General features: G+C 64.2%; 16 protein-coding genes and 2 pseudogenes. All 18 read left to right on the top strand.

What is annotated here, in order from left to right:
* Nucleotides 1-55: 55 nt before the first annotated feature.
* Nucleotides 56-1,765 (top strand): ATP-binding protein, encoded by a 1,710-nt coding sequence (locus tag HZS63_RS02850; protein ID WP_180682492.1) that lies wholly within the window; start codon nucleotides 56-58, stop codon nucleotides 1,763-1,765.
* Nucleotides 1,755-2,459 (top strand): response regulator, encoded by a 705-nt coding sequence (locus tag HZS63_RS02845; protein WP_180682491.1) that lies wholly within the window; start codon nucleotides 1,755-1,757, stop codon nucleotides 2,457-2,459. The genes HZS63_RS02850 and HZS63_RS02845 overlap by 11 nt, the downstream gene beginning before the upstream one ends.
* A 139-nt stretch (nucleotides 2,460-2,598) precedes the next feature.
* Entirely contained in the window at nucleotides 2,599-3,612 is a 1,014-nt protein-coding gene (locus tag HZS63_RS02840) for a Bug family tripartite tricarboxylate transporter substrate binding protein (protein WP_219339053.1), read from the top strand.
* Nucleotides 3,613-3,690: 78 nt separating this feature from the next.
* The gene (locus tag HZS63_RS02835) at nucleotides 3,691-4,152 is read left to right on the top strand and encodes a tripartite tricarboxylate transporter TctB family protein (RefSeq protein ID WP_180682490.1); all 462 of its coding nucleotides are present in this window, start codon (nucleotides 3,691-3,693) and stop codon (nucleotides 4,150-4,152) included.
* Nucleotides 4,153-4,167: 15 nt separating this feature from the next.
* Nucleotides 4,168-5,418, top strand: a pseudogene (locus HZS63_RS02830) (tripartite tricarboxylate transporter permease); the annotation flags it as partial.
* A 58-nt stretch (nucleotides 5,419-5,476) separates the two neighbouring features.
* Nucleotides 5,477-5,599: pseudogene (locus HZS63_RS14215) on the top strand (tripartite tricarboxylate transporter permease); the annotation flags it as partial.
* 15 nt (nucleotides 5,600-5,614) lie between these two features.
* Nucleotides 5,615-5,797, top strand: a complete 183-nt coding sequence (locus HZS63_RS13845; RefSeq protein ID WP_219339065.1) for a hypothetical protein — start codon at nucleotides 5,615-5,617, stop codon at nucleotides 5,795-5,797.
* A 58-nt stretch (nucleotides 5,798-5,855) separates the two neighbouring features.
* The gene (locus HZS63_RS02820) at nucleotides 5,856-6,482 is read left to right on the top strand and encodes a hypothetical protein (RefSeq protein WP_180682488.1); all 627 of its coding nucleotides are present in this window, start codon (nucleotides 5,856-5,858) and stop codon (nucleotides 6,480-6,482) included.
* The gene (gene ubiB / locus HZS63_RS02815) at nucleotides 6,482-8,035 is read left to right on the top strand and encodes a ubiquinone biosynthesis regulatory protein kinase UbiB (RefSeq protein ID WP_180682543.1); all 1,554 of its coding nucleotides are present in this window, start codon (nucleotides 6,482-6,484) and stop codon (nucleotides 8,033-8,035) included. Before HZS63_RS02820 ends, ubiB begins: the two co-directional genes overlap by 1 nt.
* Before the next feature lie 103 nt (nucleotides 8,036-8,138).
* Nucleotides 8,139-8,453, top strand: coding sequence for an FmdB family zinc ribbon protein (locus HZS63_RS02810; RefSeq protein ID WP_180682487.1), 315 nt, complete (start codon nucleotides 8,139-8,141; stop codon nucleotides 8,451-8,453).
* Between the two features lie 93 nt (nucleotides 8,454-8,546).
* Complete coding sequence (gene aspS / locus HZS63_RS02805; protein ID WP_180682486.1) at nucleotides 8,547-10,352, top strand: aspartate--tRNA ligase; 1,806 nt, start codon at nucleotides 8,547-8,549, stop codon at nucleotides 10,350-10,352.
* A 34-nt stretch (nucleotides 10,353-10,386) separates the two neighbouring features.
* Nucleotides 10,387-10,707, top strand: coding sequence for an ElaB/YgaM/YqjD family protein (locus HZS63_RS02800; RefSeq protein ID WP_180682485.1), 321 nt, complete (start codon nucleotides 10,387-10,389; stop codon nucleotides 10,705-10,707).
* Between the two features lie 19 nt (nucleotides 10,708-10,726).
* Nucleotides 10,727-11,128 carry a phage holin family protein gene (locus HZS63_RS02795; protein ID WP_180682484.1) on the top strand — a complete coding sequence of 134 codons (402 nt, stop codon included), beginning with the start codon at nucleotides 10,727-10,729 and terminating at the stop codon, nucleotides 11,126-11,128.
* Nucleotides 11,125-11,418, top strand: a complete 294-nt coding sequence (locus HZS63_RS02790; protein ID WP_180682483.1) for a YqjK family protein — start codon at nucleotides 11,125-11,127, stop codon at nucleotides 11,416-11,418. The genes HZS63_RS02795 and HZS63_RS02790 overlap by 4 nt, the downstream gene beginning before the upstream one ends.
* 72 nt (nucleotides 11,419-11,490) lie before the next feature.
* The gene (gene motA, locus HZS63_RS02785) at nucleotides 11,491-12,351 is read left to right on the top strand and encodes a flagellar motor stator protein MotA (RefSeq protein ID WP_180682482.1); all 861 of its coding nucleotides are present in this window, start codon (nucleotides 11,491-11,493) and stop codon (nucleotides 12,349-12,351) included.
* A gap of 18 nt (nucleotides 12,352-12,369) precedes the next feature.
* On the top strand, nucleotides 12,370-13,302 hold the full coding sequence (motB, locus tag HZS63_RS02780) for a flagellar motor protein MotB (protein WP_180682481.1): 933 nt from the start codon (nucleotides 12,370-12,372) through the stop codon (nucleotides 13,300-13,302).
* Nucleotides 13,303-13,357: 55 nt separating this feature from the next.
* Nucleotides 13,358-13,741 (top strand): chemotaxis response regulator CheY, encoded by a 384-nt coding sequence (gene cheY / locus HZS63_RS02775; protein ID WP_180682480.1) that lies wholly within the window; start codon nucleotides 13,358-13,360, stop codon nucleotides 13,739-13,741.
* A 14-nt stretch (nucleotides 13,742-13,755) separates the two neighbouring features.
* Nucleotides 13,756-14,400, top strand: a complete 645-nt coding sequence (locus tag HZS63_RS02770) for a protein phosphatase CheZ (RefSeq protein ID WP_180682479.1) — start codon at nucleotides 13,756-13,758, stop codon at nucleotides 14,398-14,400.
* Nucleotides 14,401-14,432: the final 32 nt, after the last annotated feature.

Here is a 14,432-nt window from a genome sequence, read left to right as displayed (position 1 = left end):
TGGCTGCCCCCTATGCCGATTGTATGGGGTCGTGGCCGTCTAAGGGTGGGCCCGTGTGGCAACGGGCGTCTGTCTGCGGCACACTCTGGGCACCCCGTTTGCCGTGTTGTTCGACGTGATCCGAGCCCTGTCCCCGACTGCTGCTGCCCGACGCTGGGTACCGGGTTTCCGTGCCCAGATGATCCTGCTGGTCGGCTCATTGCTGATTCTCATGCTCGGCATCCAGGGCACCTATCTCAGTCAACGCTATGCCGCCCTGATGGAAGATCAGATCGGGCAGCGAGCCCTGAGCGTCGCCCGCACCCTGGCCACGAACCACCAGCTGATCGACGCCTTTTCTCAGACCGATCCCGCTGCCGTGATCCAGCCGATAGCGGAGCGCGTGCGTCTGCAGACCGGTGCCAGTTTCGTGGTGGTGGGCAACCGTGACAGCATCCGCTATTCTCATCCGTTGCCCGACCGGATCGGGCAACGCATGGTCGGGGAGGACAACGACCCCGCCCTGCTGCGTGGAGAAGCCTACGTGTCCCGGGCGAAGGGATCGCTGGGGCCTTCGATCCGGGGGAAGGTGCCTGTGTTTGACGAGGCGGGTGACATCATCGGCGTCGTGTCGGTGGGGTTTCTGGCCAGCGAGATCCAGGAGCGCATTGCCGGGGATCTGCGCAACAACCTCCTGCTCATGCTGGGCACGGCAGGACTGGGTTTGCTGGGGGCGGTCGCGATCGCCAACCGTTTCAAGCGTGCCATCCTGGGGCTGGAGCCACACGAGATCGCCCGCCGGCTGAAAGAGAAAGACGCGATCTTGCAGTCGATCCACGAGGGCCTTATCGCGGTCAACGTCGATGGACGCATTACCCTGGCCAATGCCGGTGCCCGCCGCTTCCTGCCCGGGGGCGAAGCACAGGATCCGGTCGGTCGAGACATTCTGGAGGCGTTGCCGCATTCGAGGTTGCACGAGGTGCTGGAAACCGGCGAAGCCCAATACGACCGCGAAACCTGGGTAGGGGAGCAGTTGGTCGTGGTCAATCGGGTGCCCATCGTGGTGAATGGACGGGTCGAGGGGGCGGTGGCCACCTTCCGCAGCCGCATGGAGATCCTGGAACTTTCCCGCAGCCTGACCGAGGTGCGGCAACTGGCCGATGGGCTGCGCGCCCAGGCGCACGAGTTTTCGAACAAGCTGCACACGCTCGCCGGGCTGTTGCAGCTCGGCCAAGTGCAGGAGGCCATCCAGATGATCGGCGAGGAGACCCGGCTTGAACAGGCCCGTTTGACCCTGCTGCAGAGCCGGGTGCGTGACGCGGCGCTGTGTGGCCTGCTGGCCGGCAAGCTCATGCGCGCTTCTGCGCGGGGTGTGACGATCGAGGTCGATGAAGGCAGTACCCTGCAGTCCGAGCTGTCTTTGCAGGGCCGCGAGGCGCTGCTGAGCATCATCGGCAACCTGCTGGACAACGCCTGCGAGGCACAGCGCCCGGATGGCCGCAGGCCGGTGGTGCGGCTGTCGTTCACCGACATGGGGGACGACATCGTCATCGAGGTGGATGACAACGGCAGTGGTGTGGACGAGGAGCAGGGTGAACGCGTGTTCGAACGTGGCACGTCCACCAAGGGCAGCGGGCGCGGCATCGGGTTGGCGCTGGTGCGCCGGTTGTGCCGCGAATTCGGGGGGGACGTGTCGCTGGAGCCCGGCCAGGCCGGCGGAGCCTGTTTCGTTGCCGTGGTGGACAAGCGTCAGGTCATGGCGTTGGGAGCGTTGGATGAAAGCTGATGGACCGCCTTACCGTGTGCTGATCGTCGAGGACGACTTTCGCATCGCCCGCATCAATCAGGCGATGGTGGAACAGCATGGTGCCTTCGTGGTCGTGGGCAGTTGCCGCGATGGTCGTGAAACCTTGGAGTGGCTGCAACGCCATCCCCATGGCGCAGACCTGGCCTTGTTCGATGTCTACCTCCCCGATGTCGAGGGCCTGTCCTTGCTGTGGGAGGCTCGTCGTTGCTGCCGCAGCCTCGACATCGTCATGGTCACCGCTGCCAGAGAGGTGGACACGGTGGAGGAGGCGCTGCGTGCTGGCGTGTTTGACTTTCTCATCAAACCGGTACAAGCCGTGCGCATGCAGGCCATGCTGGATCGCTACGTGCAGCGCCGCAACATGAGGCGCAAGGGTCGGGAGATCAATCAGGAGCAGCTGGACGAAGCGTTGTCGAGTGCAATCCCCGAGAGCCGCGTGCGCACCTTGCCCAAGGGGGTGGATGCCCTGTCGCTGGACACCTTCATTCAGGCCCTGACCCAGGCCCATGAACCGCTGACAGCGAGCGAGCTGGCCGAACGCGCCGGAACCAGCCGGTCCACTGCAAGGCGTTATCTTGAATACCTGGTGGGGACCGGGCAGGCGGTGGTGGCTCCGGCCTACGGCGAAGTGGGCAGACCGCAACGCCTGTACCAGTTGCGGCCGAATGTGTGAGCAAAATGAACAAAAAGCCCAATTTAATCTCAACCCCCTGAATCGGGGGAAACCCTCATGCCCTGAGGGGGCCGACCCCCTAGCATCCCGTCACTCCCCGCAGTCGAGCGGGGTGGCATGGTATTCACCAGGAGACGAGATGATGCAACACGACAAAGGTCTGGCGCGCCGCGACGCGCTCAAGTGGATGGGCGTTGCCGGTCTGGCCGGTGCTTCGATGGGCCCGTTGGGCATGGCCTGGGCGCAGGCATGGCAGCCGCGTCAGGCGGTGGAGTACATTGCACCGGCCAACCCTGGTGGGGGCTGGGACACCCTGATCCGCACCACGGCGCGGGTGATCCAGGAAGAAAAGCTGGCACCGGTGAACTTCGCGCCCATCAACATCCCAGGGGGTGGGGGTGCCGTGGCATGGGCCCAGATCGCGGCCAAGCGCGGCAACCCGCATGTGCTGTTCGCGGCCAGCCCCCCCATCATCCTGGTGCCCCTGTCGGGTGCGTCCCGTTTCGGGCACAAGGACTTCACGCCCATCGCCCGCCTGATCACCGACTACTCCATCCTGCTGGTGCGCACCGATGCGCCTTACAAAAGTGCCAAGGAGCTGTTCGAGGCGATCAAGGCTCGGCCCAACCTCAGCGTGGGCGGGGGCTCTGCACCTGGCTCGATGGACCACATCTCCATCGCCGGAGCCGCCTCCGCGGCTGGCGTGGCAGCGAACCGGCTGAACTACATCGCCTTCTCGGGCGGCGGCGAAGCCATGACCAACCTGCTGGGTCGTCATGTGGAAGCGGTCATCACCGGGGCTGGCGAGGCCCAGGCCCAGCTCAAGGGAGGGCAGGTCCGTGCACTGGCGATCTCGGGCCCGAAGCGCATGAGTTCGATCCCGGACGTCCCGACCTATCAGGAGCAGGGCATCGATTTCACTTTCGACATCTGGCGCGGCATCATGGGGGCGCCGGGCATGCCCCCCGAAGCTGTGGCCTACTACCAGGACATGTACGCCCGCATGCTCAAGACCCCGGCCTGGGCTCAGGCGCGTGACCAGCTGGGCTGGATCGATGCCTTCCAGACCAGTGCCGAATTCGGTGCCTTCCTGGACGAACAGCACAAGCAGTTCAGCACCGTGCTGAGCGACCTTGGACTGGTTCGCCGCTGATCGTCGCGGCAAATCCTTCCGGCTGGCGAGCCCTCCAAGGGGCCGCCAGCCTTCGCGTGTCCTGTGTGGAGACTGTTCATGAGTGCCAACCGCATCCTGGCGGTGATCATCGGTCTGCTGTCCGCGGCCTATCTCTGGGCGGCCTTTCAGATACCGGTGTTCCCCATCCCGAGACCCGTCGATTCGGATGCTTTTCCCAAGCTGCTCGGTGTGCTGATGCTGGGCCTGTCGGTCTGGCTCTTCTTTGAGAAGGATGGAGCCGCTGCGCCCACAGAGGAGGGGGAGGCCGTGCGCACCCCTTGGGAGCGATGGCAGCCGGTGGTCGTGACCTCTGTGGCTATCGCTGTCTACGCCTTCGCCCTAGGCTGGATGGGTTTTGTGCTGGCCTCGTTCCTACTCACCGCCGGCCTAACGTGGTTTTATGGTTATAGGCGCCACGGCATCAATGCCATCGTGTCGCTGGCGGTGCCGCTGGGGTTGTATCTGGTGATGACCCGCTTCATGAACATCCACCTGCCGGCCGGTTGGCTGCCTATCTGACGCCAAGGAATCGATATGGACGTGCTTGACAGCATTTTTTTCGGTTTCAGCGTGGCCTTGCAACCGGGCAACCTGATGTACGTGTTCATCGGCGTGTTCGCCGGCACCATCATCGGCATGGTGCCGGGGTTGGGGCCGATCAGCGCACTGGCGCTGATGATTCCGATCACCTTTTCCATGAACCCCACCTCGGCGTTGATTCTCATGTCCGGGGTGTACTACGGGGCCATTTTCGGGGGGTCCACCTCGTCGATTTTGCTCAATGCACCGGGTGTGGCGGGCACGGTTGCCACCTCGTTCGACGGTTTTCCAATGGCCAAGAAAGGGCAGGCCGGCAAGGCGCTCGCGCTCGCGGCCTGGGCCTCGTTTGCGGGAGGCACCATCAGCGTGGTCGCCCTCATGCTGGTGGCGCCGTTGCTGGCCAGGGTGGCGGTCAGCTTCGGGCCGCCGGAGTATTTCGCCCTCATGGCGCTGGGCCTGACGGCCGTGGTCAGTCTCTCGGACAAGTCGCTGGTCAAGGGGCTGATGGCGGCTGTCTTCGGCATGATGGTGTCCATCGTCGGCATCGACCGGCAGACCGGCACGCAACGCTACACCTTCGATTCCCTGCACCTCCTGCAGGGAATCGACTTTCTGGTGGTGGCGCTCGGCGTCTTTGCCCTGGCCGAGGTGTTCGTCATGCTCCTGAAGGGGCGCGATGCCAAGGGCTATGTGCAGCAGGCCCTCGGATCGCTGAAACTCAGCCGCCAGGAGGTGCGTGAAATCACTGGCCCGGTGCTGCGCAGTTCCACCCAGGGCTTTTTTGTCGGGGTGCTGCCCGGGGCAGGGGCCACGGTGGCGTCTTTCCTGGCCTACATCACCGAAAAGCGCATCGCCAAGGACGGCCACACCTTCGGCAAAGGCAACATCAAGGGCGTGGCCGCGCCTGAAGCAGCCAACAATGCGGCGTGCAGCGGTTCGTTTGTGCCCTTGCTTACCCTGGGGGTGCCGGGGTCCGGCTCCACGGCCGTGCTGCTGGGGGCCTTGCTGGTCATGGGGGTGACGCCAGGCCCCATGATGCTGACCGAGCGCCCCGACGTGTTCTGGGGGGTGATCGCCAGCATGTACATCGGCAACCTGTTCCTGCTGATTCTGAACCTGCCGCTGATCCCGTACATTGCGCGCATCCTGGAGGTGCCGCGTCCCATGCTGCTGGCACTCATCTTGCTGTTCTGCATGATCGGTGTGTACGGGCTCAAGTTCACCACCTTCGACCTGCTGCTGTTGCTGGGCTTTGGTCNCGCTGATCCCGTACATTGCGCGCATCCTGGAGGTGCCGCGTCCCATGCTGCTGGCACTCATCTTGCTGTTCTGCATGATCGGTGTGTACGGGCTCAAGTTCACCACCTTCGACCTGCTGCTGTTGCTGGGCTTTGGTCTGGTGGGGTTGCTGATGCGGCTCAACGGCTTTCCGGTCGCTCCCATGATCCTCGCGCTGATCCTGGGTGACATCATGGAAGAGAACATGCGCCGGGCGCTGCAGATTTCGGGTGGTGACTGGATGGTGTTTCTCGACAAGCCGATTTCCGCCACGCTGTTGGGCATCGCCGTGGTGTCGCTGGTCCTGCCACCGCTGTGGCGGACCCTGCGCAGGGTCCGCCGCTGAGTCCACCTTGAGCGTGGCAACGGCCGGTTGCGTCTTTATCCGTCAAAATCGGGGGCTTATGACCAAGCCCCCCTTTCCGTTCCCCCCGCCTGAGCTGTTCGAGCAGTTCGCGGCTGCCCTTCCGCCCCCGCCAGACTGGCTGCGTGCCGAGTTGCAGAACCGCCTCGTGCTTTTTCTGAACCATGTGCTGATGCAGGAACCCCAGGCCATGGAGCGGTTGCGACGGCAAAAAGGCAAGGTGCTGCAAGCGCAGTGGGGGCGCCTGTCGCTCAGCCTGCAGGCCACCCCCGTGGGTTTGTTGGGCGTCACCCCGGGAAACCCGACACCGGACTTGCGCGTCACGCTCACCGAACCCTCACCCGTGGCGCTGGCGCAGACGCTTACCTCGGGGGAGAAACCTGCGGTGGACATCCAGGGCGATGTGCAGTTCGCGGCCGACATCGCCTGGCTGGTGGACAATGTCCGCTGGGATGTGGAGGAAGACCTGTCCCGCTTCGTCGGGGATGCGGCCGCGCACACCCTGGTCGAGGCAAGCAAGGCCGCGCTCACCCGTTTGCGTGCCTTTGCGGCCGGGGCCGCCTCCCAAGCCCAAGACCTGCGCGCCAAGGTGGGCGCCTGGGCACCGGGGGGCAAGTCCGATGCCGGCCCCCCTTCTGCACCCGAGCGCAGCGGAGCCGACCAGTGATCACGCGATTTTTCCGAGGGGTGTTCATCGTCTGGGTCGTGTTCCGCTACGGCCTCGATGAACTCGTGTTGTCCGGCTTTCGCAATCCCGTGGTGCGAACCGTGCGGGCCATCATCACCATCGGTCGCCGGCTCGACAGTCCGCGTGGCCAACGCTTGCGCGAAGCCCTGGAGCGCCTGGGGCCGATCTTTGTCAAATTCGGTCAGGTTTTGTCCACCCGCCGCGATCTGCTGCCGCTGGACATCGCCGAGGAACTGGCCAAACTGCAAGACCGGGTGCCGCCGTTTCCTTCCGCGGTGGCGGTGGCGACCATCGAGCGGGCATTCGGAAAAAAACTCGACGACGTCTTTGCCAGTTTCGACCAGGTGCCGGTGGCCAGCGCATCGATTGCCCAGGTCCACTTTGCGGTGCTCAAAAGCGGGCGCGAGGTGGCGGTCAAGGTGCTGCGCCCCGGCATGTTGCCCGTGATCGAGAAAGATCTGGGGCTCATGCGCATGATGGCCGGCTGGGTGGAGGCGCTGTCGGCCGACGGCCGTCGGCTCAAGCCGCGCGAAGTGGTGGCCGAGTTCGACAAGTACCTGCACGACGAGCTGGACCTCATGCGCGAGGCCTCCAACGCCACGCAGCTGCGCCGCAACATGGAGAATCTGCAGCTCGTGCTCATCCCCGAAATGATCTGGGACCATTGCCGCAGCGACGTGCTGGTGATGGAGCGCATGAAGGGCTTGCCCATCAACCAGGTGGAGCGGCTGCGCGCCGCCGGGGTGGACATTCCCAAGCTGGCGCGCGACGGCGTGACGATTTTTTTCACCCAGGTGTTCCGCGACGGCTTCTTCCACGCCGACATGCACCCGGGCAACATCCAGGTCAGCATCGAGCCCGAGACGTTCGGCCGCTACATCTCGCTGGACTTCGGTATCGTCGGGACCCTGACCCAGTTCGACAAGGAGTACCTGGCGCAGAACTTCACCGCTTTCTTCCGGCGCGATTACAAGCGCGTGGCCGAACTGCACATCGAAAGCGGCTGGGTGCCGCCCGACACCCGGGTCGATGAGCTGGAGGCCGCCGTCCGTGCGGTGTGCGAGCCCTACTTCGACCGCCCGCTCAAAGACATTTCGCTCGGTCTGGTGCTGATGCGTCTGTTCCAGACCTCGCGCCGCTTCCACGTCGAGATCCAGCCCCAGCTCGTGCTGCTGCAAAAGACGCTGCTCAACATCGAGGGCCTGGGGCGCGAACTCGACCCGGACCTGGACCTCTGGAGCACGGCCAAACCCTTCCTGGAACAGTGGATGCTGGAGCAGGTAGGGCCCAAGAAATTCTGGAACCAGCTCAAAGCCGAGGCGCCGCATTACGCCAAACTGGTCCCGGAGCTGCCCCGGCTGCTGCACGATTACCTGCGCCAGCGCCCGACCGACTTGCGCCGCGAGGTGCAGGAGTTGGTGCGCGAGCAGCGCCGCACCAATCGGCTGCTGCAAGGGTTGATCTATGGGGGTATCGGTTTCGTGCTGGGCCTGTTGCTGATGCAGATGTACGTCCGCGTCAGCCTCTGGTGAGGGGCCGAAAAAAAGGGGGCTTGAAGGCGACCACGGTGGCCGCAACTATAATGGCAGGTTGACCTCCTTTTTCAGATCTTCCCGGTTTGCACAGGTAATCATCATGCCCATCTATGCGTACAAGTGTGAGTCCTGCGGACATGCCAAGGACGTTCTGCAAAAAATCTCCGACGATCCTCTGACCGACTGCCCCGTGTGCGGCGCCTCCTCCTTCAGGAAGCAGTTGACCGCCGCCGGCTTCCAGCTCAAGGGGTCGGGCTGGTATGTCACCGACTTCCGCAACAACGGCGGGGGTGCCGGTTCTGCCGCCGCCGCAGGTACGGCCACGGCAGCCGCAAGCTCCGAAGCGGCGGCCGCTGGCTCCGGCGACAGCACGGCGTCGGCCACTGCCTGCGGCAGCGCTTGCGCCTGCCACTGATCCCTTCCTCACGGCTGCCGCGTCAGGGTGGTGGCTGAACTTCACACCCCCTGGTCGGCGCGGGCGCGCTGGCCATTACTCGAAAGCAAGTGTATGGCGATGCGTAGCGAATACTGCGGTCTGGTGACCGAGGCCCTTATCGGGCAGAGCGTGACCCTGTGTGGCTGGGTCAATCGCCGCCGCGACCACGGTGGCGTGATCTTTGTGGACCTGCGCGATCGCGAGGGTTATGTGCAAGTGGTCTGCGATCCAGACCGCCCGGACATGTTCAAAGTCGCCGAAGGTCTGCGCAACGAGTTCTGTGTCCAGGTCAAAGGCGTGGTTCGTGCCCGACCCGAAGGCACCACCAACGACAGCCTCAAGAGCGGCAAGGTCGAGGTGCTCTGCCACGAGATCAAGGTACTCAACCCCTCGGTCACACCGCCGTTCCAGTTGGACGACGAGCACCTGAGCGAAACCACGCGCCTGACGCATCGCGTGCTCGACCTGCGCCGCCCCTACATGCAGCGCAACCTCATGCTGCGTTACAAGGTTGCCATGGAGGTGCGCAAGTTCCTGGATGCCCACGGTTTCATCGACATCGAAACCCCCATGCTCACCAAGAGCACACCGGAGGGCGCGCGCGACTACCTGGTGCCCAGCCGCGTCCACGATGGCCACTTCTTCGCGCTGCCGCAGTCGCCTCAGTTGTTCAAGCAGTTGCTCATGGTGGCGGGCTTCGACCGCTACTACCAGATCACCAAGTGCTTCCGCGACGAGGACCTGCGCGCCGATCGTCAGCCCGAGTTCACCCAGATCGACATCGAAACCTCTTTCCTCGACGAGCAGGAAATCCGGGACCTGTTCCAGGACATGATCAAGACGGTGTTCCAGAACACCCTCGGTGTGGACCTGGGCGACTTCCCCGTGATGCCTTACGCCGAGGTTATGCACCGCTTCGGCTCCGACAAGCCCGATCTGCGCGTCAAACTCGAATTCACCGAACTGACCGACGTGATGGCCGACGTGGACTTCAAGGTCTTCAGCGCCCCGGCCCAGATGCCCAACGGCCGCGTGGTCGCCTTGCGCGTGCCGGGTGGGGCCGAGATGAGCCGCTCCGAGATCGACGCCTACACCGAGTTTGTGAAGATCTACGGCGCCAAAGGGCTGGCGTGGATCAAGGTCAACGACGCGGCCGCCGGCCGTGACGGCTTGCAGAGCCCCATCGTCAAGAACTTGCACGACGCGGCCATCGCCGCCATCCTGCAGCGCTCGGGGGCGCAAAACGGCGACATCCTGTTCTTCGGCGCCGACCAGGCCAAGGTGGTCAACGATGCCATCGGCGCGCTGCGCATCAAGATCGGCCACAGCGACTTTGCCCGCAAGAGCGGGCTCTTCGAGGACCGCTGGGCACCGCTGTGGGTGGTGGATTTCCCCATGTTCGAGTACGACGAGGAAGAAGGGCGTTGGAACGCCATGCACCACCCCTTCACGGCGCCCAAGGACGGCCACGAAGAACTCATGGACAGCGATCCGGGCCAATGCATGGCCAAGGCCTACGACATGGTGCTCAACGGCTGGGAGCTGGGAGGCGGCTCGGTGCGTATCCACCGCGCCGACGTGCAGAGCAAGGTGTTTGCCGCGCTCAAGATCGGCCCGCAAGAGGCGCGGGCCAAGTTCGGTTTTCTGCTGGACGCGCTGCAATACGGCGCTCCGCCCCATGGCGGCCTGGCCTTCGGCCTGGACCGCCTCATCACGCTCATGACCAAGGCCGAGTCCATCCGCGATGTGATTGCGTTTCCCAAGACGCAGCGTGCCCAGTGCCTCCTCACCCAGGCGCCCAGCATGGTGGACGAGAAACAATTGCGGGAATTGCACATCCGTCTGCGCAATCCTGTCGCGGCCTCGGCGTCCGCCTGATATAGTGTTCAACCAACCGTAACGGGAGTCGACGATGACAGATACCCAACAAGCCCAACACCAGCCCAAAGACAAACTGATGGCCGACCTCAAGGCCGTCATGGCCGATGCCGAGGAGTTGTTGAGCGCGACCGCCAGCCAGACCGGCGAACGGATCACAGAACTGCGCGAGCGCATGCAGGACAACCTGCGCAATGCGCGCCACAAAATGGGCGATTGGGAAGACGCGGTTCGGGTCAAGACCCGCGAAGTGGCCCGCGCCACAGACGACTACGTTCACGAGCACCCCTGGAAATCCATCGGTCTGGCGGCCGGCATCGGGTTGATCGTCGGGCTGCTGATCAGCCGCCGCTGACGCGCTGGCCGGCCCGGCAATGGCCCAAGACGAACGCACCGAGCCCCCATCTCCACCGACCGATTCGCTGCTGGCGGGCCTCAAGGGTTGGCTGCACGACGGCTTGCAGCTTGTGCGCGTGCGCTTCGAGCTGCTGGGTGTCGAGGCGCGCGATCACGCCATCGGTGTCGTGGAACTGATGGCCTGGGCTGTGGCCGCAGCGGTGCTGTTGTGTCTCGGCCTGGGTTTTCTGGCGGTGTTGCTCACCGTGCTGTGGTGGGAGTCTCACCGTGCGCTGGCGTTGGCCGTGTTCACGGCCGTCTTTCTCACCCTCGGTGCGGTGGCGCTGCTGATCGCGCGGGCCCGTGCACGCGAAACCCGGCGTTGGTTCGAAGCCACCACCCAAGAGCTGGCCCGCGATGCCCAGCAGCTGCGGCCATGAGGCAGCGGCAAGCGCTGTGGATGCGGCGTGCCGAGCTGGTGCAGCGCTCTGGCCTGCTGCGCGAGCGGCTGGTGGCCCACGGCCGCGCACTGCAACCTCTGTTTCAGGTGGCCGATCAGGCCCGGCATACGGCCCACTGGATGCGGGCGCACCCCTGGGTTCCTTTGGGTGTGGTAGGCCTGCTGGTGTGGCGCCGGCCGCGCCGATGGTGGCGTTGGGCCTGGAAGGGGTGGGCGGCCTGGAGGCTGTATGTGCGTGTGCGGCGGGCGTGGCAAGGTGGGCGGGTATGAGCATCCGCCCTCCAGTCGGGGTGGCGTCTGCCGATAGAATGGTTTCGCATTGCAACCGGGGTTGAGACGCACATGCTGGTGATCATCGGGTACATCGTCGCGCTGGGCTGCGTGTTCGGCGGCTACGTCATTGCCGGCGGCAACATCGGCGTCATTCTCAAGGCTCTGCCGGTGGAAATGCTCATCATCATGGGCGGGGCCATGGGGGCATTCGCCGTCAACAACCAGCCCAAGGTGCTCAAGAAGGCGGCCGGGGCCTTTGGCAAGGCGATCAAAAGCAGCAAGTACACCAAAGAGCGCTACATGGAGCTGCTGGCCATGCTCTATGAGATCCTGCAGAAGGCCCGCAAGGAGGGCCTGATGGCGATCGAAAACGATGTCGAAAATCCTGAGGACTCGCCGCTGTTCCAGAAGTATCCCACGGTCGGCTCGGACCACCATGTCATCGAGTTCGTTACCGACTACCTGCGCATGATGGTCTCCGGCAACCTGAACGCCCACGAGATCGAGGCTTTGATGGACAGCGAGATTGACACCCATCACCAGGAGGAGCATGCCGTGGTCGGCGCCTTCACCCGCCTGGCTGGCGCGCTGCCGGCGTTCGGCATCGTGGCGGCGGTGCTCGGTGTCATCAAGACCATGGGCGCGGTCGATTCACCGCCCGCCGTGCTCGGGGGCATGATCGGCTCGGCGCTGGTCGGTACCTTCCTCGGGATCTTCCTGGCCTATGCCATCGTGGAGCCGCTGGCCGGCCTGCTGGAGCAGAAGATGGAAGAGGGCACCAAGGAACTCCAGTGCATCAAGACCACCCTATTGGCCAGCATGCAGGGTTATGCGCCGATGACGGCGATCGAGTTCGGGCGCAAGGTGCTGTACTCCACCGAGCGTCCCACCTTCTTGGAACTCGAAGGTCACGTCAAGACCAAGAAATAACACAGGGCGTCGACGACCATGGCCGCTTCGGGCAAACCGCTGCAACCCATCATCATCAAGCGCGTCAAGAAGGGTGGGCATGGGGCACACGGTGGGGCCTGGAAGATCGCCTATGCCGACTTCGTGACGGCCATGATGGCTTTCTTCCTGCTGATGTGGCTGCTCGGCTCCACCACGGAGGCGGACCGCAAGGGCATTTCCGATTATTTCAACGCCCCGTTCATGGCTACCCTGTTCGGGGGGCCTGGCAGTGGAGCCAGCGACAGCATCCTGCCAGGAGGTGGCGATGACCTCACCCGCACCACGGGGCAGATGGCGCGTGGAGACGCCGAGTTGGCGACGCGCGAGCTGGGTGCGCAACTGATCCGGCAGGAGGCCATGCGCTTGGAGCGCCAGCGCATCGAGGGCCTGCGCGACAAGATCGAAACCGTCATCAACAACAACATACGGCTTTCCGAGTTCCGCGACCAGATCCGCATGGAGATGGTGCAGGACGGGTTGAACATCCAGATCGTGGACGACCAGAACCGGGCCATGTTCGACGTGGGCAGTGCAGTGGTTCGGCCCTACATGCGTGACATTCTGCGCGAAATCGGCGCGGCACTGGCCGAGGTGGACAACCGCATCTCGCTGTCTGGGCATACGGATGCCACGCCCTATGGCAGCGGCGCGCGCGGCTACAGCAACTGGGAACTGTCGGCCGATCGGGCCAACGCCACGCGCCGTGAACTGGTGGCTGCCGGTCTGCCCGACGAGAAGCTCGCCCGCGTGGTGGGCATGGGCTCCAGCCAACCCCTGCTGGCCGATCGTCCTTTCGACCCGGTGAACCGGCGCATCAGCATCCTGGTGCTGACCCAGGAGGCGGAGGAACGCATGGCAGAGGGGTATCGGCTCTCATCTTCCACATTCGGCGGCAACGAGGCGGCAGCGCCCACCGGTGCAGCGCAATGACCGCATCCACCCACACTGCCCTTACACTTAGAGCTCTCCCCACACGGAGCCATGTATGCCCGACCTGCGTTTTCTGATCGTTGACGATTTTTCCACCATGCGCCGCATCGTGCGCAACCTGCTCAAGGAAATCGGCCACGCCGATGCCGACGAGGCCGAGGACGGGGTGGTGGCGCTGCACAAGCTGCGCAACGGCAAGTTCGACTTCGTGGTCAGCGACATCAACATGCCGAACATGAACGGCTTCGAACTGCTCAACCAGATCAAGGCCGACGAGAAGCTCAAGCACATTCCGGTGCTCATGGTGACTGCGGAAGCCCGTAAGGAAGACATCATCGCCGCAGCCCAGGGCGGGGCGGCTGGCTACATCGTCAAGCCTTTCACCAAGGCCACCCTTGAAGAAAAACTCGCCAATATCTTCAAGAAGATGGGCTGGTAAGAAGGGCAGGCAGCATGAGCAACAGTACCCCTACGCACCACGACCCGTCCTCCGAGATGTTCCAGAAGCTGGGGGCGATCACCCGCCAGCTGCACGATGCCCTGCACGAGCTGGGGTACGCCCCGGTTCTCAAGGGGGCGGTGGAAGAGTTGCCCGACGCGCGCAGCCGGCTCGAATACATTGCCCGACTCACGGGTGAGGCGGCCGAAAAAGTGCTCAACCGTGTCGATGAGGCCAAGGCCGAGCAGGACGCGGTGCGGCAGCACAGCCGGCGGCTCGTCGAGACCATCCGTGGGGTACCTGGTCTGAAATGGGCCATGCCGGAGCTGGTGGAGTGGTCGGAAAAAATCCAGCAGAGCACCGAGCGCACCGATGCCCACCTCACCGAGATCATGCTGGCGCAGGATTTCCACGACCTCACCGGGCAGGTGATCAAGAAGGTCGTGGCGCTGGCGGCCACCATCGAGGGCCAGCTTCTGCAGCTGTTGCTGGAGGCGGCGCCGCATGCCCTGCAAGCCGATGGTGAGACCAAGCCGCGCCAGCCCGCGCCCAGTTCCCGTGAGGCTTTGGCCGGCCCGGTGGTCAACCCCGAGGGCCGCTCCGACGTGGTGACGAGCCAGCAGGACGTGGACGATCTGCTCTCCAGCCTCGGCTTCTGATCGGCCTTCTGGCTGGAACTGGCCGGAAAGCC

This window comes from Tepidicella baoligensis (assembly GCF_013432195.1).
Taxonomy (GTDB): Bacteria; Pseudomonadota; Gammaproteobacteria; order Burkholderiales; family Burkholderiaceae_C; genus Tepidicella; species Tepidicella baoligensis.
Note: the sequence above shows the minus strand (reverse complement) of the source record. Positions and strands in the feature narration are given on the sequence as shown.